The organism is uncultured Rhodospira sp. (genome assembly GCF_937138205.1).
Lineage (GTDB): Bacteria > Pseudomonadota > Alphaproteobacteria > Rhodospirillales > Rhodospirillaceae > Rhodospira.
Window position 1 is genome coordinate 28,447 of the sequence record NZ_CAKZOT010000090.1, and the last position, 18,764, is coordinate 47,210.

An 18,764-nucleotide genomic window follows, 5' to 3' on the forward strand; every position below is an offset into this window, starting at 1 on the left:
GGGGAACGCACAGTCCATGGCAGCGCAAAAACACGTCGGGATCTATCCCGGTACGTTCGACCCGGTGACCACCGGGCACCTGGACATCATCAGCCGGGCGACCCGACTGGTCGACCACTTGATCGTCGCCGTTGCCGTGAACGCCGGCAAGGGACCCATGTTCTCGCTGGACGAGCGGGTCGCCATGGTGCGCGAGTCGATGCAGGAGTTCGGCCTGGGCGGCGAGACCCGTCTTGAGGTGCGCCCGTTCGAAACCTTGCTGATCAACTTCGCGGTCGAGATGCGTGCATCGGTGATCATTCGCGGGCTACGCGCTGTGTCCGACTTTGAGTACGAGTTCCAGATGGCCGGCATGAATGCGCGGTTGAACAACTCGGTCGAGACCGTGTTCCTGATGGCCTCCGAGCGCTCGCATTTCATCTCCTCGCGCTTCGTCAAGGAGATCGGGCGCCTGAAGGGTGACATTCGCCCATTCGTGACGGCGACCGTCCACCAACGCCTGATGACCAGGTTCGGAGAGACACAATGACAGACACCCGAGAACCGCACCGGCCCCTCTCCCTGGTTCTGTCACGGCGGAGCCTGTTCGCCGCGGCTGCCGCGCTCATCACCCTGACTGGAAAGGCACGACCCATGGCCGCCGATACCGGACGGGACCTGGATCCCGAAAACACCCTGTTCATGGACCTGGCCGCCGGCCGGGTCACGATCGCGCTGCGCCCCGATCTGGCGCCGAATCATGTGGAGCGCATCAAGACCCTGACGCGGCAGGGATTCTACGACGGCGTGGTGTTCCACCGGGTCATCGAGGACTTCATGGCCCAGACCGGTGATCCGACAGGCACCGGCATGGGCGGCTCGGATCTGCCGGACCTGAAGGCCGAGTTCTCGGACCCGAGCGTCGCACAACACCGGCGCGGGACCTGTTCCATGGCGCGCACCCAGGAGCCGAACTCGGCCAACAGCCAATTCTTCATCTGCCTCGCCGATGTGCCTCACCTGGACGGCCAGTACACGATCTGGGGCCAAGTGGTGGACGGCATGGACGCCGTGGACAAGATCAAGGTCGGATCGGCCGCGCGCAACGGCAAGGTAAGTGATCCCGACAGCATCCTTCGCATGTGGGTCGCCGCGGACGGGTGACGGCTGAACCCGAAGGGGCGGCGGGTCTGGATCCATGGCGACGGACGATACGGGGTACAAGCTCCTGTTCTCGCACCCGGAGATGGTGCGGGACCTGATCACGGGGTTCGTGCCCGGCGAGTGGGTCGGGGAGGCGGACTTTTCGACCCTGACACCCGAGAAATCCAGCTTCGTCAGCGACAGCGAAAAGGAGCGGCACGACGATCTGGTCTGGCGCGTGCGTCTGCGCGACCGGTGGCTCTGGGTGTATCTGTTGCTCGAATTCCAGAGCACGCCCGACCCGTGGATGGCGGTGCGCGTCATGGTGTACGTGGGATTGCTGGCCCAGGACCTGATCCGGCGCCAGCAGACACAGGACGGCCGCCTGCCCCCCATCCTGCCCATCGTTCTGTACAACGGCGCGCCCGCTTGGACGGCCGCGATGGACGTGGCCGACTGTTTCGTGCCGCCACCGAAGGGATTGCATTCGTTTCAACCGCGGCTGATGTATCATCTGGTGGACGAAGCGCGGTTGGCGGTTCACCCTGACGACCCTGTGCGCAACCTGTCGGACGCACTGTTTCGCCTGGAACACAGCCGCAGGCCGGTGGACATCCGTCGTGTCCTGCAGGCGCTTGACGGGCTGCTGCGGGACGAGGCGCACCAGTCGTTGCGCCGTGCGTTCAGCGTCTGGGTGCGTCGCCTGTTGCGGCGTAAGGTCCCGGAGTCCCATATCCGGGAGGTCGACGGAATCACCGACTTCATGGAGGCCGATAGCATGTTGGCGGAGACGATCGAGGGGTGGTTCGAGGAAGCGAAGCGTGAGGGTCTTGAAAAAGGCCTTCAGCAGGGCCTCCAGCAGGGCCTCCAGCAGGGCCTCGAGCAGGGGCGGCAGGAGGCGACCGCTGAAGCGAAGCGTCGCACCGCCCGCAACCTGCTGGCCATGGGTGTCCTGAGCGATGATCAGGTGGCGGCGGCAACGGAACTACCCCGCGATGAGATCCGGCGCCTGCGGGACGAGATGTAGTTTGCGGTGGCCCTGGTCTTTTCGGTCGCGCGCGATCAGGAGTCGGGGCCGTCCTTGGGGGCAAGGTTGAGGGCCTCGACCGCCACGCCGGTCTGATCCGGGGTCAGGGTGAGGGTCGCCTGTCGCCGCCCCACGCGCCGCTCACTGGGCACTGAAACGTTCAACTCCACAGGCGACCCATCCTCGGGCAGGACCAGCCGGCCGGCGGGCCGTCCCTCCCAGGTGACGGACAGGGTCTGCTGGCCCGTGGTGGACCGGGCCCGCAGGGTCAGGTCTCCGTACCGCACCAACGGCTCCACGTCGATGTGAAGGACGGCGCTCTCGCCCGCGATGTCTCGCCCGTCCGCCGTCGCATCGGTCGGACCCCAGCCCGCGCCGAAATAGCTTTCGGGATCGCTCCCATCGAATCGAATGTCATGGCGCACCGTGAACCCGTGGGCCAGGAATACACCGATGTCCTCGATCACCACATCGCCGCCGCGAGTCAGGTTGTAGCGGCCAATCAGATCGATATCCCCACGGAATGTTTGCGAGAAACGCGCGGCCGGGTCCTTCAGTCGGCGGTCCGTGCCCATCAACAGCACGTCCCAGCCCTCGGCCTGTGTCAGGTCGAACGTGAAGGCAAGGTTGCGCGGGTCGTCCGACAGCACCACCACCGGCAACGCCCCGCCCACCGCACTGTCGACCTTGCCGCCTTCCACCCAATGCACGGCGGCGGCGAAGGTGTTCGGCCGGTCCAGCAGTCCTTCGGCTTTCAGGTCGTCGCGCAAGGCGCGCCATTCCAGCGCTTCCAGCGTGGGATCCTTGTCCAGAGGAACGACGCGGGCGATCCAGTTGGTGGCGATGTGGCTGCCCAGCACGGCGATCACCAGGGCGGTGACGGCGACCGAGCCGTTCAGCCACGTTCCGGTGAGGCGGGGCCGGCGCGCCAGCCCGCCGTCCGCCAGCCGTCCCAGCAGCGGGAACAGCATCAGATAGCCCGGCGCCTGCCAGTGGAAATGGAACCCCAGGGGCGCCCACAGGGCAACGATGGTGAAGAAGGCCACCGGCCCGACCGCCAGACAGGCCAGGAACCAGTCCGAGGGTGCCTTCGGGCCGCGCACCAGGGCGCGCGCGAACACCCAAATCATCGGCAGCCACACCCAGGGCAGCAGCCATGTCATCTGGCCGATCAGGCTGCGCAGCAGCCACTCTGGCCGCAGGCCGGCGCTCTCCACGGATCGCCCGCCCTGGAAGGCGAACGAGACCCACTCGTTCTGCGCGTTCCAGATCAGCACCGGCGAGGCGACCAGCAGCGCGAGCCCGACCGCCACATACGGTGCCGGATGACGCAGCCAAGGGCGCTGGTCGGCGCGGATCAGAACAAACAATCCGGCGCCGGCCACCAGGAAGACCGCATGGTACTTCGACAGCAGGGTCAGACCGAGGAACAGGCCGGCCACGAGCCACCATCCCCAGGCTTTGGTCCCGCCGTCCGACGGGTCGAGCAGGATTCGGGCCAGCGCCCAGGCGGTCAGCAGCCAGAACAGCATCAGCGGCCCGTCCGGCTGGAACCAGCCGCCGACGCTGATGGTGAACACCGCCGAGATGTTGAGCAGCAATGCCGCGTAAAAGCCTGCCCGGGCGGAATACAGCCGCCGCGTGAGCGTGAACAGCATCCAGGTGGTGCCGGCGAACAGCGCAATGAACGGCAGGCGGATGACGGCCGGGTCGTCGCTGCCGGTCAGGTGCAGCATGGCCCAGCCGATCCACAGGAACAGCGGCGGCTGGTCGAAATAGCTGAGCTGAAGCTCTCGGGCGGTGGCGAGGTAGTAGGACTCGCCGTTGCCGTAGTCCATCAACACCGCCAGGCCGACGCGGATCAGCGCCGTCACGACGATCAGCGCCAGGGTGGCCCGGACCGGGTCGCGCGGGGTCAGCCAGGACCCGGGCTCCGGCGGCGAAGAGGTGTTCGGCGTCATGCGGTTGGACTCGCGAGCGTCACGGGGAGAGCCCTGCTACCCCACGCCGCGCCCGGGGGCAAGGCGCAAGAGATGACCCGCCTGGACGGCCGGCGGGATTCGGCTGGCGCTGAGCCGCCGGGCGGCGTGATCACGACTTCCGCGGCAATCCCCGGGTCAGCCGGTCGACCACGGCGTCGGGCAGGGCGCCGGCCAGCCAGCCGGCGAACGCCATCTGCCAGGGGAAGGCGATGCGTCCCTTGTTGCGCGCCAGTCCGCGCCGGATGATGCGCGCGGCCCGGTCGGAGTCCATCAGGAACGGCATGGGGAAGCGATTGACGGCGGTCATCGGTGTTCGGACGTAGCCGGGGCAGATCACCGACACCCGCACGCCCTCCTCGGCCAACCAGCCGCGCAGGCCCTCGCCCCACACCTTCACCGCCGCCTTGCTGGCGCAGTAGGCGGGCGCGCCCGGAAAGCCCCGGAACCCGGCGATGGACGCCATGATGGCGACCTGCCCCCCGCCGCGCGCGCGCATGGCTGGCAGGACCGGCTGAACCGTATTCAGCACTCCGGCGAGGTTCACAGCGAAGATGTCGCGGGTCTGCTCTTCCGGCTCCTCGCCGCCCCCAGTGCCGCCGGAGATGCCGGCGTTGGCGATGACGAGGTCCAGGGGCGCCGACGCGTCGGCCGCCCTGACCCAGGCGGCGGTTCGCTCGCGGTCGGTCACGTCCACGCGGGCCGTTTCCACGCGCGCGCCGCGCTTTCGGCACGCGTCGGCCACCGAGTCCAGCTGTTCGATGCGCCGCGCGCCCAGCACCAGGGACACGCCCGCCGCCGCGTATGCAACGGCCAGCGCCGCGCCCAGGCCACTGGACGCGCCGGTGATGAGGATATGGCGGGGATCAGGTGGGCGGGACGTCACGGCGACCTCATTCGGGAACGATCCCACGGCGTCGTGACGACCCGGGTGAGATATTGGGTCCGAAGACCCCCGACTGCCCCCCAGCCGGCTGCCCACCGGGGGAGTGCGTACAATTTTGTGGATGTTGCGACAATCTGGCGTGAGGACATATGCCGTTCAGCCAAGGATGAGTGGGGGATTGATCGGCGGAACGAACCGGGAAACCCGGCCCGAACCGCGCTATCGGGCGGGACGTCCGGTCTTGGCCGGCCCCTTTCGGCGCCGGCTCTTGCCCTTGCCGCCCTTGGTGTCCGCCTCCGCCCGGCGCACGGAGGCCAGCAGGGGATTCGCCGCCGCGCCGTCGTCGTTGGCCGGGGCCACGCCCAGTTCCATGGCCTCCAGGCGCTGGATTTCGTCGCGCAGGCGGGCCGCCTCCTCGAACTCCAGGTCGGCGGCGGCGGCGCGCATCTTCTTGTCCAGGTCGGCGATATAACTGCGCAGGTTGTGGCCGATCAGGTGCTGTTCCTCGGCCATGCCGGCCTGAACGGTCACGTAGTCCTTCTCGTGCACGCTGTCCAGAACGTCGGCGATTCGCGCCCGCACGCTGGCCGGGGTGATACCGTGTTCTGCGTTGTAGGCCTGTTGCTTCTCGCGCCGGCGATTGGTCTCGTCGATGGCGTAGCGCAGGCTGTCGGTGATGGTGTCGGCATACAGCAACACGCGGCCGTCCACGTTGCGCGCGGCGCGGCCGATGGTCTGCACCAGCGAGGTCTTGGAGCGCAGGAAGCCCTCCTTGTCCGCGTCCAGGATGGCGACCAGGGCGCATTCGGGAATATCCAGCCCCTCGCGCAGCAGGTTGATGCCCACCAGCACGTCGAAGGCGCCGATGCGCAGGTCGCGGATGATCTCGATTCGCTCCAGGGTGTCCACGTCGGAGTGCATGTAACGCACCCGGATGCCCTGTTCGGCGAGGTATTCCGTCAGGTCCTCGGCCATGCGCTTGGTCAGCGTGGTGACCAGCACGCGCTGGCCCTGGGCGGCGCACTGGCGCGCCTCGGCCAGCAGGTCGTCCACCTGGTGCTCGACCGGGCGGACGATGCACACCGGATCGATCAACCCGGTCGGGCGGATGACCTGTTCGGCGTAGACGCCGCCGGTGCGCTCCAGCTCCCAGGCGCCCGGCGTGGCCGAGACGTAGACGGACGGGGGCCGCATGGCGTCCCATTCCTCGAACTTCAGCGGCCGGTTGTCGACGCACGACGGCAGGCGGAAGCCGTACTCGGCCAGGGTGCTCTTGCGCTGGTAGTCGCCTTTGAACATGCCGCCGATCTGCGGCACCGTCACATGGCTTTCGTCCACGAACAGCAGGGCGTCCTCGGGCAGGTACTCGAACAGGGTCGGCGGTGGTGCCCCGGCCGGGCGGCCGGTCAGGTGGCGGCTGTAGTTCTCGATGCTCTTGCAGTGCCCGGTGGTCTCGATCATTTCCAGGTCGAACAGGGTGCGCTGTTCCAGGCGTTGCGCTTCCAGCAGCTTGCCGGCGGCGTGCAGGGCCTCAAGCTGTTCCTTGAGTTCGACCTTGATCGTCTTGACCGCCTGCGACAGGGCAGGGCGGGGCGTCACATAGTGGCTGGCCGGGTAGACCGTGATCTCGCCCAGGCCGGCGGTGCGGGCGCCGGTCAGGGGGTCGAACTCGGCGAGGTCCTCGATCTCGTCGCCGAACAGCGACAGGCGCCACGCCCGGTCCTCATAGTGCGCCGGGAAGATCTCGATCACATCGCCGCGCGCCCGGAAAGTGCCGCGCGTGAAGGCGATGTCGTTGCGCGTGTACTGCAACTCGACCAGGCCCTTCAGCAGGGCGTCGCGATGGATCTCCTGGCCCTTGCGCAGGCCGATGACCATGCGCGAGTACGACTCGACCGCGCCGATGCCGTAGATGCAGGAGACCGAGGCGACGATCACCACGTCGCGCCGCTCCAGCAACGCCCGCGTGGCGGCGTGGCGCATCCGGTCGATCTGCTCGTTGATGCTGGAGTCCTTTTCGATATAGGTGTCCGTGCGCGGGACGTAGGCCTCCGGCTGGTAGTAGTCGTAGTAGGAGACGAAGTACTCTACCGCGTTGTCGGGGAAGAACTGCTTCATCTCCCCGTACAACTGCGCCGCCAGCGTCTTGTTCGGCGCCATGATCAGGGCCGGGCGGCCCGCCGCCTCGATCACCTTGGCCATGGTGAAGGTCTTGCCGGAGCCGGTGACGCCCAGCAGGACCTGATCACGCTCGCCCTCCGTCAGGCCGCCGGTCAGCTCGCGGATGGCGGAGGGCTGGTCGCCCGCCGGCACGTAGTCGGAGGCCAGCCGGAATTCGGCGCGCGGCCCGGCGGGCTGGCGTTCATACAGCGGCAGGATCAGGGGTGCGGCGGCTGAGGTCATGCCCAGAAGGATAGGCATCACGGCGGCCCGGGCCAAGGCCCCCGGGCGCCCGTCTTCACACTTCTCCGCCAGTCCTCGCGCCAGCCGACGGGGCGGCACAAGACCCCTCCCCAACCCTCCCCGTAAACGGGGAGGGAGTCCGGCCCGCACCCTCCTTGCGGCCTGCTCTTCAGCCCACCGAAAGCTGCTTGCCGTGCTCCTCCCCCATTTATGGGGGGGGGGCCGGGAGGGGGTTCAGGCGGAAAATAGCGGCGTTGGATGTGTGTAAATCAGATCGTCCGCCGGGTGCGACTCACGCCTGGTCCGAAAGGTCGTCCACAGGCACGCCCGGCTCCATCTTGGCGGTGCGGATGCCCAGCGCGGACTTGACGTGCGCCACGTTGGGCGCGGCGGTCAGCTTCGCCGTCAGGAACTGCTGGTAGTGGTCCCAGTCGTGGGCCACGATCTTCAGCAGGAAATCGGTTTCCCCGGCCAGCATGTGGCACTCGCGCACCTCTGGCCACTCCTGCACCAGGGACTCGAAGGCCTTCAAGTCGGCCTCGGCCTGGCTGTTGAGGCCGACATGCGCGAACACGGTGACGTGATATCCAAGCGCGAGCGCGTCGACCTCGGCGTGGTATCCCTTGATGAAGCCCGCGTCCTCCAGGGCGCGCACCCGCCGCAGGCACGGCGGCGCCGAGATACCCGCACGACGCGCCAGTTCGACATTCGTCATGCGCCCGTCGGCCTGAAGGTCGGCCAGGATGGACCGGTCGACGTGGTCCAACTTCACGCGTTGCATGACGTTTGCGGGGTCCATGGCAGGAGGAGAATGTGCGAAATGAAATTACAAGCAGCCCGGCTATAGCGCAATGGATAATCACGCTATCACAAAACAATCGTGAAGGCGGGTGAACCCCGCCCGGCGCGCGTGCCGCGAATGTTGCGCCTGCGGAATCTTGGCCAGCGTCTCTTGCGTTCGCGCCTGCGAAGTGTATTGTCTGGAACGGCTCTAAAGTGAGGGTGCGGTGCACACGAGCAGCGGACAGCCGGACCCGGTCCTGGGGATCCAGAGCGCCGCCCGACCCGCACCTCTCGTCGAAACGCAGACGCAGCGGCTTCGGCGCCACCCCACGTGAAACAAAGGAGAGAGACAGCATGACCGACACCGCGCAGTCCATCGGCAACCTGATCGGCAAACCGGCGCCGGACTTCACCGCGCCGGCCGTCATGGGCGACAACACGATCAACGAGTCCTTCAATCTGAAGTCCTACATCGACGGCTCGTATGCCCTGGTGTTTTTCTGGCCGCTCGACTTCACCTTCGTGTGCCCGTCCGAGATCCTGGCGCACGACCACCGCATGGGCGAATTCGAGGAGCGCGGCGTCAAGGTGGTGGGTGTGTCCATCGACAGCCACTTCACCCACCTGGCCTGGAAGAAGACCGCGCCGGAACAGGGCGGCCTGGGCGAGGTCAAGTTCCCCATGGTGGCCGACCTGACCAAGCAGATCTCCCGCGACTACGGCGTGCTGCTGCCGGACGGCGTGGCGTTGCGCGGCTCGTTCCTGATCGACAAGGCCGGGAACATCCGTCACTACGTCATGAACGACCTGCCGCTGGGGCGTAACGTGGACGAGTCCCTGCGCATGGTCGACGCCCTCCAGTTCCATGAGGAACACGGCGAGGTCTGCCCCGCCGGCTGGAAGAAGGGCAGCGAGGGGATGCAGGCCACGCCGGACGGTGTCGCCAAGTTCCTGGCCGAGCACGGCGCGGAGCTGTAAGGCCGGCCATGTCGCCACGGCGGTGACGGATCAGACACAGGGACGGGGCGCCTTTCGGGGCGTCCCGTTTTCTTTGACCCGACTCCGCCGGGAAATTATGGTTTCCGGCAAATCCCGTAATTCCCGTGTGTTCGGACGGACGCGCGTCACGTGAGGTGTGCTCCGTCCCGAACACCGCTTCCGAGGACCGACACACATGGCAGAGTATCGTACCAAGGTGCTGGTGCTGGGCTCCGGCGCCGCCGGCTGCACCGCGTCCATTTACGCCGCCCGCGCCAGCCTGGAGCCGATCATGGTGGCCGGCCTGCAGCCGGGCGGACAGCTCACCATCACCACGGACGTCGAGAACTATCCCGGATTCGCCGACCCTATCCAGGGACCCTGGCTGATGGAGCAAATGCGCGCCCAGGCGGCCAACGTGGGCACGCGCGTCTTCGATGACGTGATCGTCTCCGTTGATCTGTCGAAGCGGCCGTTCGTCTGCGTCGGCGATTCCGGCGATACCTATATCGGCGACACCCTGGTGATCGCCACCGGCGCGAGCGCCAAGTGGCTGGGCCTGGAGAGCGAGAAAAAGTACTCGGGCCTGGGCGTGTCAGCCTGCGCCACGTGCGACGGGTTCTTCTATCGCGGCAAGGAGGTTGCGGTGATCGGCGGCGGCAACACGGCCGTCGAGGAAGCCATCTACATGACCAACCACGCCAGCAAGGTCACCCTGGTTCACCGCCGCGACTCGCTGCGGGCCGAGCGCATCATGCAGGACCGCCTGTTCGCCAATCCGAAGATCGAGGTGCGGTGGAACAGCGTGGTCGAGGAGATTCTGGGCGGCGGAATGCCGCCCGGCGTGACCGGCGTGCGGCTGCGCGATGTCCACTCGGGCGAGACCTCTGATCTGGCCGTGGACGGCGTGTTCATCGCCATCGGTCACCACCCGAACACCGACTTGTTTTCCGGTCAGCTCGACATGGACGAGACCGGCTACATCGTCACCGCGCCGGACAGCACGGCGACCAGCGTGCCCGGTGTGTATGCCGCCGGCGACGTGCAGGACCATGTGTACCGGCAGGCCGTCACGGCGGCCGGCACGGGATGCATGGCCGCGCTGGAGGCGGACCGCTTCCTGGCCCTTCAGGCGGGGGAGCCCGGCTTGATCTCATAGCCCCCGATTCCCGCGCCCGTTTGGTCACGGGGCGGGCGAACGGGCTTGATCTTACCCCTGGGAACGCGGTCGAATAGGGCCATCCGGACGAAGGAACGCGGTCGTTCCTTCGGACGGTCCGTCGACGGGGCAGCGGGCGGTGCCTGAAAGGCCGACCCGAGACCGCGCGCGGACTCGATAATCACAAGAATCGGGCCTGGGTGGCCGGGGCCAGGGTCCGCGAACAGGGTAGGAGGCGGCGATGCCAGCGCGTGGCGGCGCGATGGACTGGGACAAGCTGCGTGTGTTCCATGCGGTGGCGGATGCCGGCAGTTTCACCCATGCGGGCGAGACCCTGAACCTCAGCCAGTCGGCCGTCAGCCGGCAGATCAGCGGGTTGGAGGAAAGCCTGGGCGTGACGCTGTTCCACCGGCACGCGCGCGGTCTCATTCCCACGGAAGCGGGCGAGATGCTGTACCGCACCGTGCATGAGGTGTTCGCCAAGCTGGCCATGGTCGAGGCCAAGCTGGGTGAGACGCGGGAGCGCCCGGAAGGGCCGTTGACCATCACCACGACGGTGGCGTTCGGGTCGCTGTGGCTGACCCCCCGGGTCAAGAAGTTCCTGGAACGCTATCCGGACATCGACCTGACCATCGTTCTCAACGACGGTGAACTCGACCTGGCCATGCGCGAGGCCGATGTCGCGCTCCGCTTCATGCCGCCGCGCCAGCCGGACCTGGTGAAGCGCCAACTCATCACCATGCACTACCATTGCTTCGCGGCGCCGGAGTACATCAAGCAGCACGGCATCCCGCAGACACCCGAGGACCTGGACCACCACAACATCATCATCTACGGCGAGAAGTTCCGGCCGCCGGTCGAGCGCATGAACTGGCTGATCGAGGCCGGGGCCGACCCGGCCAATCCGCGCAAGCCCATCCTGCGCGTCAACAACATCTACAGCATGTTCCGGGCGGTGCAGAGCGGCCTGGGCATCGCCGCCCTGCCGGACTACTTCAGCCTGGAGGCCGGCACCCTGGTGAAGGTGCTGCCCGACCTGCGCGGCCCCGAGGTGACGATCTATTTCGTCTACGCCGAGGAACTGCGCCATTCCAAGAAGGTCGAGGTGTTCCGCGACTTCCTCATTCGCGAACTGGCGCAGCGGCGGTTCTGACCGCGTGGCGCCTTTTCGTTGACGCGCGCACGGGGCGGGCGTACCGTGCGCGCGGTCGCCGTTCGGGATGGTCCCGGCGCGCGACGAAACCCAGGTGGTTTATGTCAGAGCTTGCGGCCCGCCGCTGATGGCCTTGCTTCGGCGAGGTTCTCGATCCGCACCGGAATGACGGGATGACCGCCCCTCGGCGAGGGGCGTGACGGTTCCTGTGCGCGCGGCGATCCTGCACGCGAGTTCTCTTCCCATGAATATCTCGAAGGTGGAGCAGCGCGTCCTGCACGTGCTGGCTCAGGGCGGGTGCATCCGCCATGACCGTGGCGACACCGGCCGCGTTCTCGACGTCATCTGTGTGACGCGCGAGGGCTACACGCTGGCCGACTGCGACCTCGCGATCTTCCACAAGCTGAAAACGAAGCGATTGATCCACTCGGTCAACGGCAAGCCCTACCGGATCTCCCGGCAGGGGCGCGTAGCCGTGCGAGCCCAAGTCGATAACCGATGAGAGACCCACGCCGGCACGACGGTCAACCGCGTGCCGGTGCCCCCTCCCCATGCTCGAAAGACAAGACCATGAGCCTGAGTTTTCGCGACACCACCGACGCCGACCTGCCCGTGTTGATGGACATCCACCGGGCGGCGTTTCCCAAGGACACGGAAGCGCGCCTGACGCGGGACCTGCTGGTCGATCCCACCGCCGCCCCGCTGCTGTCGCTGCTGGCCCTGGACAGCGACGACCCCGGGGCCACGGCCCTGGGCCACATCCTGTTCACGGCAATCCAGGTGGCGGACGCGCCCGTGCCGCTGCGGGCCTGCGTGCTGGCGCCCCTGGGCGTTCGGCCCGAGGCCCAGCGCCGGGGCGTCGGCGGGGCGCTCATCCGTGCCGGTCTGGACCGGCTGCGCGGTGACGGGATCGATCTGGTCGTGCTGGCCGGCCACCCGGGATACTACCCGCGCTTCGGGTTCCGACCGGCGTTTCCGCTGGGTCTGGTGCCCCCGATCCCGTTCCCGCCGGAGTACGCGGACGCCTGGATGGCCTGCGTGCTGCGCCCCGACCTGCCAGACGCGGCGGTGCGCGGGCACGTAACCTGGGCGGAAACCTTCAGTCGGCCGGAATACGCGCCGGATCCGCCGCCCGTCGAGGCCTAGTGCATTGATCCAGACAAAAGATGCACCGAGCATCATTTGTCTGGATCGAAAATGCACTCGATTCAAAAAGTTGTGCAGCGACGTTTGCCGTCAAGGGTGTAACCCTTGACGGCGTCGCTGCACTAGAGCAGATCGTGAACACTCTGAATCACCTCGTGTTTCAGGTTGTTCACGTCAATCTGCCCAAAATCAAACAGTGAGGGCGGATTCACGCGTCTCATTCGGCCCGTGCAGCGGGGTCAAATGAGACGCGATCCGCCCTAGCCGGACACGGATGTCGGCGACCAGAAGGCGCTGATCAACACACCGGCGCCGAACAGGATCAGCACCGCGCCGGACCCCCGGTTCAGCCACGACAGCCAGCCCGGGTTGAAGCGCGAGCGCACCGACCCGGCCACCGCGGACAGCACGCCCCACCACCCGGCCGAACCCAGGAACACGCCCAGGATCAGCAGGTTGGTGTCGAACGACATGGGATGGCGCATGTGCACCGCCGTGACCGAGGCGAATACGGCCATGAAGGCCAGAATGGTGGCCGGATTGGTCAGGGTGATGAGAAAGGTCGACACGAAGTCCCGTACCAGCCCGATGCGGGTGTCCGGGGTGGCCAGCATCTCGGTCCGCGCCCGCATGGTGTGCCAGCCCAGCCCGATCAGGAACAGTCCGCCGATCAGGCTGAGGACGGTGCGGTGGTTGGTCAGGAAGTCGATGACCAGCGTTAGGCCCCAGGCCGCCACGGCGCCATAGAACGTGTCGGCCACCGCCGCGCCCAGCCCGGCGACGAAGGCCGCGCCGCGTCCGTCGGCCAGGGCTCGGCGGATGCACAGCACGCCCACCGGTCCGACCGGTGCTGCGATGGCGAATCCGATGGCGATGCCCTTGACGAGCGGGTAGAGATCCATGGGCCGGCCAGGGCTGAATGGGGCGGGGTGCGCCTCAGGGGCGGGCGCGGGGCGGGACGCCCATCATCACCACGAAGCGCGGCAGGCGCAAGGCAACAGGGGCGCCGTCAGCCCGTCGTCGAGGCGGGTCGGCCGTGGACCTGCCAGACCAGGTCGGGGAAGACGAGACCCCTGACCGCCGATCACAGACCCTCTTCGGTATCCAGACGGTCGAGCACGGCAAGCGCGGCGGTGCGGTCGGCCCGCGCCGCCATGGCGCGGAACCGTGTCTCCACGTCCCAGGCGGTCAGGGCCTGGGTGCTCACTTCCTCGACCAGCTTGTTCACGCTCATGCCCCGGGACCGGGCCAGCGCCTTCAGGCGGGCCGCCGTGTCGTCGGGGAGACGGATCGTCAGGGTGGTCATGACGCAACAGCCTTGTTGGCGTGTCAGCGCTCAGGCGCAATTGGGGAAAGGGCAGATCAAGCTTTAGTGTGGCAACACCTGCGCCTGAGCGCGCGAGAAAGCGATCACTTGCCCCGCCATGCGCGCAAGCGCCAGATTCGAAGCCTGCCAGTCCTCAGCCTCGTCATCGTAATACACCCTGTGAATGAACGATGCGTTTGGGGCATTCTGGACGTCCAGGTGGGCGACGACGCGACCGTTCAAACCATTGGGATCCTGCGTGATCGGGTCAACAAGGACCTTTTCCTCTCCGGACCTATGAAGCAGAACGGAGAAGTGATGGAGTTTGTTTGATGCGCCAGCGACGCTGTAATCATGCGTTCTTTCGTTCTTTGAGTACGTCTCGCGAATGAAGCTGTTGAAGGTGTCTTTAAACTTACGGGAACGCTCGACCTTGAGGGTCCTCAGGCCTTCATCCGCCGCTTCCTTTGAAGCATTCGCGACGTAAACGATGGCGCTGGACAGCCGGTCCAGGGGCACGGGCTTCTCGAGACCGATGGTGCGCCCCTTTGCCACCAATCCGTAGCGCTTGGCATGGCTCGCGAGAAATCGCGCCCAATCGCGGGTTTGGCGCAAGTGCTGTGTCAGGGTTTCGACGGCCCCGCCATTGTCGTCGACCATGACCTCGCGCGTGCCCGAAACCAGGACCATGACCTTGCTCATGTCGGGATAAACGCAATCCGTTGACACCAGAACACCGCCCGGCCAGTCGATGGAATGGCGGGTGGTTTCCAAGGTTGCTAGAACTGGGGGCATGACGGTCATAGCAATCTTGTCCTGGCTGGCAGATCCGGAATCGGGAAATCCGCGACCCGCAGTCCGAAGAGGTCCTCGCAGAACCATCGAAACGCCTGGTCGAAACGGCGAATACGGGATGGCACGTCATCCGCGTACAGCAGTCGTTGGGGAACGGTGTCGCCGCCTGCGAACAGCTTTCGGTTTTCGGCCCAGGGGTGCCAATGCCATCCGGTCAGTTGCGCCGGTCCCTTGGAATCCGGAGGATTCTCGTGGGGACGATGGTGGACGCAGTCAACCCTGCAAATATGCTTTGAACCTAGTGTCAAGGCAATCTTGAACGCAGGTTGGTGCAAGTGTGTTGGATACGCCCAGGACCGAAGCTGATACCCTGACAGGATCCCGTTTACAGAGATTTCCCAGTGGACCACCCGTTCTTGATGCGGCGTTTCCGCTAGTGAAACCCAATCGCCCTTGCCGACAAGCGCCTTGTTGGGTTCCTCAATAAACGCGTCGATCCGGGCGGCAAGATCCAAGACCGCGCCTCCAAAATGTGATCCGACACGGATGCATTGGTAAACCGAGATCGGTCACAATTTTGAAGGCTTGTCCGTCAATATGCAACCGCAATACGACGGAGCGCCACATTGCCTCACCCCTCCACCCTGCGGCTCGCCTTCTTGCGCTCGTGCGGATCGAGGATCTTCTTGCGCAGCTCCGTAGGGCGCGTTTGAAGGCCGCGCAGCGGCCGCAACGCACCATCCGCGTGCGCCCCGGCGCGATCCATCGGTGCGCCGCCGGCCGCGTCGAGCGCCCTTTGGTCGCACGACGCGACCGTTCAGGCGCACCCTACGACTGGAATCACCCCTCCGCCTTCCGGCTTGCCTTCTTGCGTTCGTGCGGATCCAGGATCTTCTTGCGCAGGCGGATGGACGACGGCGTGACCTCCACCAGTTCGTCGTCCTGGATGTAGGCCAGCGCGTCCTCCAGCGTCATCTTGCGCGGCGGCGGCAGCAGGATGGCGTCGTCCTTGCCCGAGGCGCGGATGTTGGTCAGCTTCTTGGCCTTGAGCGGGTTGATCTCCAGGTCCTGGCCCCGGTTGTGCTCGCCGATGATCATGCCCTCGTAGACCGCCGCCCCCGGCTCGATGAACTGCGGTCCCCGGTCGAGCAGGTTGAACAGGGCATAGGCCACCGCCTCGCCGCCGGCGTTGCTGATCAGCACGCCCTCGCGCCGGCCCTCGATGGGGCCTTTCCAGGGGGCGTAGGCATGGAACAGGCGGTTCATGACGCCGGTGCCGCGCGTGTCGGTGAGGAACTCCCCGTGGTAGCCGATCAGGCCGCGCGACGGGGCGTGGAACACCACCCGCGTCTTGCCGCCGCCGGAGGGGCGCATTTCCACCAGCTCGGCCTTGCGCTGCGTCATCTTCTCGACGACGGTTCCCGCGTACTCCTCATCGACGTCGATGTAGACTTCCTCGATCGGCTCCATCTTCTGGCCGGACTCGTCGGTCTTGATCAGCACGCGCGGCCGCGAGATGGCCAGTTCGAAGCCCTCGCGGCGCATGGTCTCGATCAAGACGCCGAGCTGCAATTCGCCGCGCCCGGCGACCTCGAAGGCGTCCTTCTCGGCGGTCTCCGTGACCTTGATGGCGACGTTGCCCTCGGCTTCCCGTTCCAGGCGGGCGCCGATGACGCGGCTGGTGACCTTGGTGCCCTCGCGCCCGGCCAATGGGCCGTCGTTGACCGAAAAGGTCATGGCCAGGGTCGGAGGATCGATCGGATGCGCCGGCAAGGCCTCGGTCACCTCGGGCGCGCACAGGGTATCGGCCACCGTGGCCTCGGTCAGGCCGGCGATGGCGATGATGTCGCCCGCCTCGGCCTCGTCCACCGCCACCCGCTCCAGCCCCCGGAAGCTGAGCAGCTTGGAGGCGCGGCCCTGTTCAATCAGGCTGCCGTCTCGGTGAAAGGCCTTGATCGGCTGGTTGAGGCGGATGCGGCCGCTGTGCACGCGCCCGGTCAGCACGCGGCCCAGGTACGGGTCGGCCTCCAGCGTCGTCGCCAGCATGGAAAACGGCGCGTCCAGCACGCGCTCGGGCGGCGGCACGTGGCCCAGGATCAGGTTGAACAGCGGCTCCAGCGTCAGGCCCTCGGTTCCCGTCTCCACCACCTCCGGGTTGGGCGCCGCCCAGCCGTCACGGCCCGAGGCGTACAGGGTGGGGAAATCGAGCTGGTCGTCGTTGGCGTCCAGCGCGGCGAACAGATCAAACACCTCGTCGTGCACGGCGTGCGGACGGGCGTCGGATCGGTCCACCTTGTTGATGATGCAGATCGGCCGCAGGCCCAGGGCCAGCGCCTTGGACAGCACGAACTTGGTCTGCGGCAGGGGGCCTTCTGCGGCGTCCACCAGCAAAACGACACCGTCGACCATGGACAGGATGCGCTCCACCTCGCCGCCGAAATCGGCGTGGCCCGGGGTGTCGACGATGTTGATGCGCACGTCGTGCCACGCGACCGAGGTGCACTTGGCCAAAATGGTGATTCCGCGCTCGCGTTCCAGGTCGTTGGAATCGAGTGCGCGTTCCGCCACCTTCTGGTGCTCGCGGAAGGTGCCGGACTGTTTCAGTAGGGAGTCGACCAGGGTGGTCTTACCGTGGTCGACGTGGGCGATGATCGCGATGTTGCGCAGATCCATGGGGTCGCGGAGTCCTGTGGCGCCGGCTGTCAGGCGGGGTGTGTCGGGAGGTCGAGCGAGGGCTTACACCAGATCCGCCCGGGCGTCACGGGGTGTTGGGACCTCGCGGTGCCAAGGGTGCGCGGCGACACGCGCAGACAGCAAAGGGCGCCACGAAGCGCGGCGCCCTAAACTTGGGAGTCTCAGTGGGGCAGACGTCAGGCTGCGGCCATGGCGAGGCGGTTTTGGTTCATCCAGCGCAGACCGGCCAATCCGCCCAGCGCGGTCAGCATGAACCAGACGGCGGCCGGCAGCGGTACGGCGGAGCCGATCTTGATGTCGTCCAGGCCCCATCCGTCGTTTCGGGCGGTGGCCGACCATTTGAACGACGTGATCGCCTCGTCGAAGCTCATGGAGATGAAAAACAAGCTGCCGTTGCGGTTGGACCCGCCGGCACCCGGGAATGTGATTGAGGTGTCGTAGGTCGCGCCCGTGGTCGTCTGAAAGGACAGTTTGCCGGCCACGTCCAGCACGTCTGTCATCCAGAAGCTGATGGTGTCGAACGCGGTGAGGCCCGAGACGTCCCACACGATCTCCTTGGAGTCGTTGCTGTCGAGCCACTTGCCGGAGCCGGCGAGGTCATTGCTGACGTTGTAGCGGCCCCCGAACGGCGTGTTCGCGGCGTCCAGGATCGAGATCTCCTGGCCCCGCTGTCCGCCCAGGGTCGACGTGAAGGTGCCCACGGCGCTGTCGATGGCGGGGACCTCTTCCATGATCTCGTGATTCTCGAAATCCTCGCTGTAGGTGAGCGTCTTGCCCGCCCAGAACGCGGACTCGGCCGCGCGGAACGCCGAATAGTCGGACGCACTGCCCTTCAGCGTGGTGACGCTGACCAGCGCCGCGCTGGCTGGGGATGCCGTCGCCAGGGCGGCGCCCAGCGTGACGGCGATGGCGGCGACAAACGTCGAGACCCGATTGGCCATGGCGGTTTCTCCTCATGTGGCCAGCCGCCAACGCGTTCATGCGAGACAGCCACTGTCGTTGGGGGAGGGCACGCCGGCCCGAACCTGCCGCCGGTCGCCGGCGTGGGTAAACAGCCCGGCCCTCCTACCCAATAAGAATCGGGACAAATCCCGACTCCGGCAATCAGCCAGGAGTCAGGCTGGCCGATCGGTCAGAGCCGGCCTTGCCATTCGATAGGGGTGATCGTGATTGGTGCGGAGCGGCGCCGGCTCCGTTCGCACCCAATGGTACTGCACCGCGCTGCCACGGTGAGGTCGCGGGGGCGTTGCGAAGAAGCCGTTTCGACGTCAGGAGAAATGGCGCGCCCGAGAGGATTCGAACCTCTGACCTTCGGCTCCGGAGGCCGACGCTC

Annotated in this window: 18 protein-coding genes; 8 read left to right on the plus strand and 10 right to left on the minus strand. The window is 66.6% G+C overall.

Going from position 1 to position 18,764, the window contains the following annotated elements:
- Positions 1-16 precede the first annotated feature (16 nt).
- The 3 genes from coaD (at position 17) to Q0309_RS13010 (ending at position 2,149) form a co-directional block, all read left to right on the plus strand.
- Positions 17-529: a pantetheine-phosphate adenylyltransferase gene (coaD, locus tag Q0309_RS13000; protein ID WP_299441699.1), complete on the plus strand. Its 513-nt coding sequence runs from the start codon at positions 17-19 to the stop codon at positions 527-529.
- A 104-nt stretch (positions 530-633) separates the two neighbouring features.
- Positions 634-1,143, plus strand: a complete 510-nt coding sequence (locus Q0309_RS13005) for a peptidylprolyl isomerase (RefSeq protein ID WP_299441702.1) — start codon at positions 634-636, stop codon at positions 1,141-1,143.
- Positions 1,144-1,177: 34 nt separating this feature from the next.
- Positions 1,178-2,149 carry an Rpn family recombination-promoting nuclease/putative transposase gene (locus Q0309_RS13010; RefSeq protein WP_299441705.1) on the plus strand — a complete coding sequence of 324 codons (972 nt, stop codon included), beginning with the start codon at positions 1,178-1,180 and terminating at the stop codon, positions 2,147-2,149.
- A gap of 35 nt (positions 2,150-2,184) precedes the next feature.
- Here Q0309_RS13010 and Q0309_RS13015 read toward each other — a convergent pair whose 3' ends face one another.
- The 4 genes from Q0309_RS13015 to Q0309_RS13030 form a co-directional block, all read right to left on the minus strand.
- Positions 2,185-4,110: a glycosyltransferase family 39 protein gene (locus Q0309_RS13015; RefSeq protein ID WP_299441708.1), complete on the minus strand. Its 1,926-nt coding sequence runs from the start codon at positions 4,108-4,110 to the stop codon at positions 2,185-2,187.
- A gap of 130 nt (positions 4,111-4,240) precedes the next feature.
- Complete coding sequence (locus tag Q0309_RS13020) at positions 4,241-5,014, minus strand: SDR family NAD(P)-dependent oxidoreductase (protein WP_299441711.1); 774 nt, start codon at positions 5,012-5,014, stop codon at positions 4,241-4,243.
- A gap of 219 nt (positions 5,015-5,233) precedes the next feature.
- The gene (gene uvrB / locus Q0309_RS13025; RefSeq protein WP_299441714.1) at positions 5,234-7,435 is read right to left on the minus strand and encodes an excinuclease ABC subunit UvrB; all 2,202 of its coding nucleotides are present in this window, start codon (positions 7,433-7,435) and stop codon (positions 5,234-5,236) included.
- A gap of 274 nt (positions 7,436-7,709) precedes the next feature.
- Complete coding sequence (locus Q0309_RS13030) at positions 7,710-8,198, minus strand: Lrp/AsnC family transcriptional regulator (protein WP_299441717.1); 489 nt, start codon at positions 8,196-8,198, stop codon at positions 7,710-7,712.
- 377 nt (positions 8,199-8,575) lie between these two features.
- Here Q0309_RS13030 and Q0309_RS13035 point away from each other — a divergent pair, with 377 nt between their 5' ends.
- The 5 genes from Q0309_RS13035 to Q0309_RS13055 all read left to right on the plus strand — a co-directional run bounded on the left by Q0309_RS13035 (position 8,576) and on the right by Q0309_RS13055 (position 12,636).
- A complete protein-coding gene (locus Q0309_RS13035) occupies positions 8,576-9,178 on the plus strand; it encodes a peroxiredoxin (protein ID WP_366940624.1) in 603 nt (200 codons plus the stop codon).
- Positions 9,179-9,374: 196 nt separating this feature from the next.
- Positions 9,375-10,337, plus strand: coding sequence for a thioredoxin-disulfide reductase (gene trxB / locus Q0309_RS13040; protein ID WP_299441723.1), 963 nt, complete (start codon positions 9,375-9,377; stop codon positions 10,335-10,337).
- Positions 10,338-10,599: 262 nt separating this feature from the next.
- The gene (locus Q0309_RS13045; protein WP_299441751.1) at positions 10,600-11,490 is read left to right on the plus strand and encodes a LysR family transcriptional regulator; all 891 of its coding nucleotides are present in this window, start codon (positions 10,600-10,602) and stop codon (positions 11,488-11,490) included.
- A 244-nt stretch (positions 11,491-11,734) separates the two neighbouring features.
- Entirely contained in the window at positions 11,735-11,992 is a 258-nt protein-coding gene (locus tag Q0309_RS13050) for a YjhX family toxin (RefSeq protein WP_299441726.1), read from the plus strand.
- A gap of 68 nt (positions 11,993-12,060) precedes the next feature.
- Entirely contained in the window at positions 12,061-12,636 is a 576-nt protein-coding gene (locus Q0309_RS13055) for a GNAT family N-acetyltransferase (protein ID WP_299441729.1), read from the plus strand.
- A 260-nt stretch (positions 12,637-12,896) separates the two neighbouring features.
- Here the strand turns inward: Q0309_RS13055 and Q0309_RS13060 are convergent, their stop codons facing one another.
- From Q0309_RS13060 to Q0309_RS13085, 6 genes are all read right to left on the minus strand, one after another.
- On the minus strand, positions 12,897-13,538 hold the full coding sequence (locus Q0309_RS13060; protein ID WP_299441732.1) for a LysE family translocator: 642 nt from the start codon (positions 13,536-13,538) through the stop codon (positions 12,897-12,899).
- 182 nt (positions 13,539-13,720) lie between these two features.
- On the minus strand, positions 13,721-13,942 hold the full coding sequence (locus Q0309_RS13065; RefSeq protein WP_299441735.1) for a ribbon-helix-helix protein, CopG family: 222 nt from the start codon (positions 13,940-13,942) through the stop codon (positions 13,721-13,723).
- Between the two features lie 63 nt (positions 13,943-14,005).
- Positions 14,006-14,746 carry a hypothetical protein gene (locus tag Q0309_RS13070; RefSeq protein ID WP_299441737.1) on the minus strand — a complete coding sequence of 247 codons (741 nt, stop codon included), beginning with the start codon at positions 14,744-14,746 and terminating at the stop codon, positions 14,006-14,008.
- On the minus strand, positions 14,743-15,252 hold the full coding sequence (locus Q0309_RS13075; protein ID WP_299441739.1) for a hypothetical protein: 510 nt from the start codon (positions 15,250-15,252) through the stop codon (positions 14,743-14,745). Before Q0309_RS13075 ends, Q0309_RS13070 begins: the two co-directional genes overlap by 4 nt.
- 325 nt (positions 15,253-15,577) lie before the next feature.
- Positions 15,578-17,410 (minus strand): translational GTPase TypA, encoded by a 1,833-nt coding sequence (typA, locus tag Q0309_RS13080; protein WP_299441742.1) that lies wholly within the window; start codon positions 17,408-17,410, stop codon positions 15,578-15,580.
- A gap of 197 nt (positions 17,411-17,607) precedes the next feature.
- Positions 17,608-18,372, minus strand: coding sequence for a VPLPA-CTERM sorting domain-containing protein (locus Q0309_RS13085; RefSeq protein ID WP_299441745.1), 765 nt, complete (start codon positions 18,370-18,372; stop codon positions 17,608-17,610).
- Between the last annotated feature and the right edge of the window lie 392 nt (positions 18,373-18,764).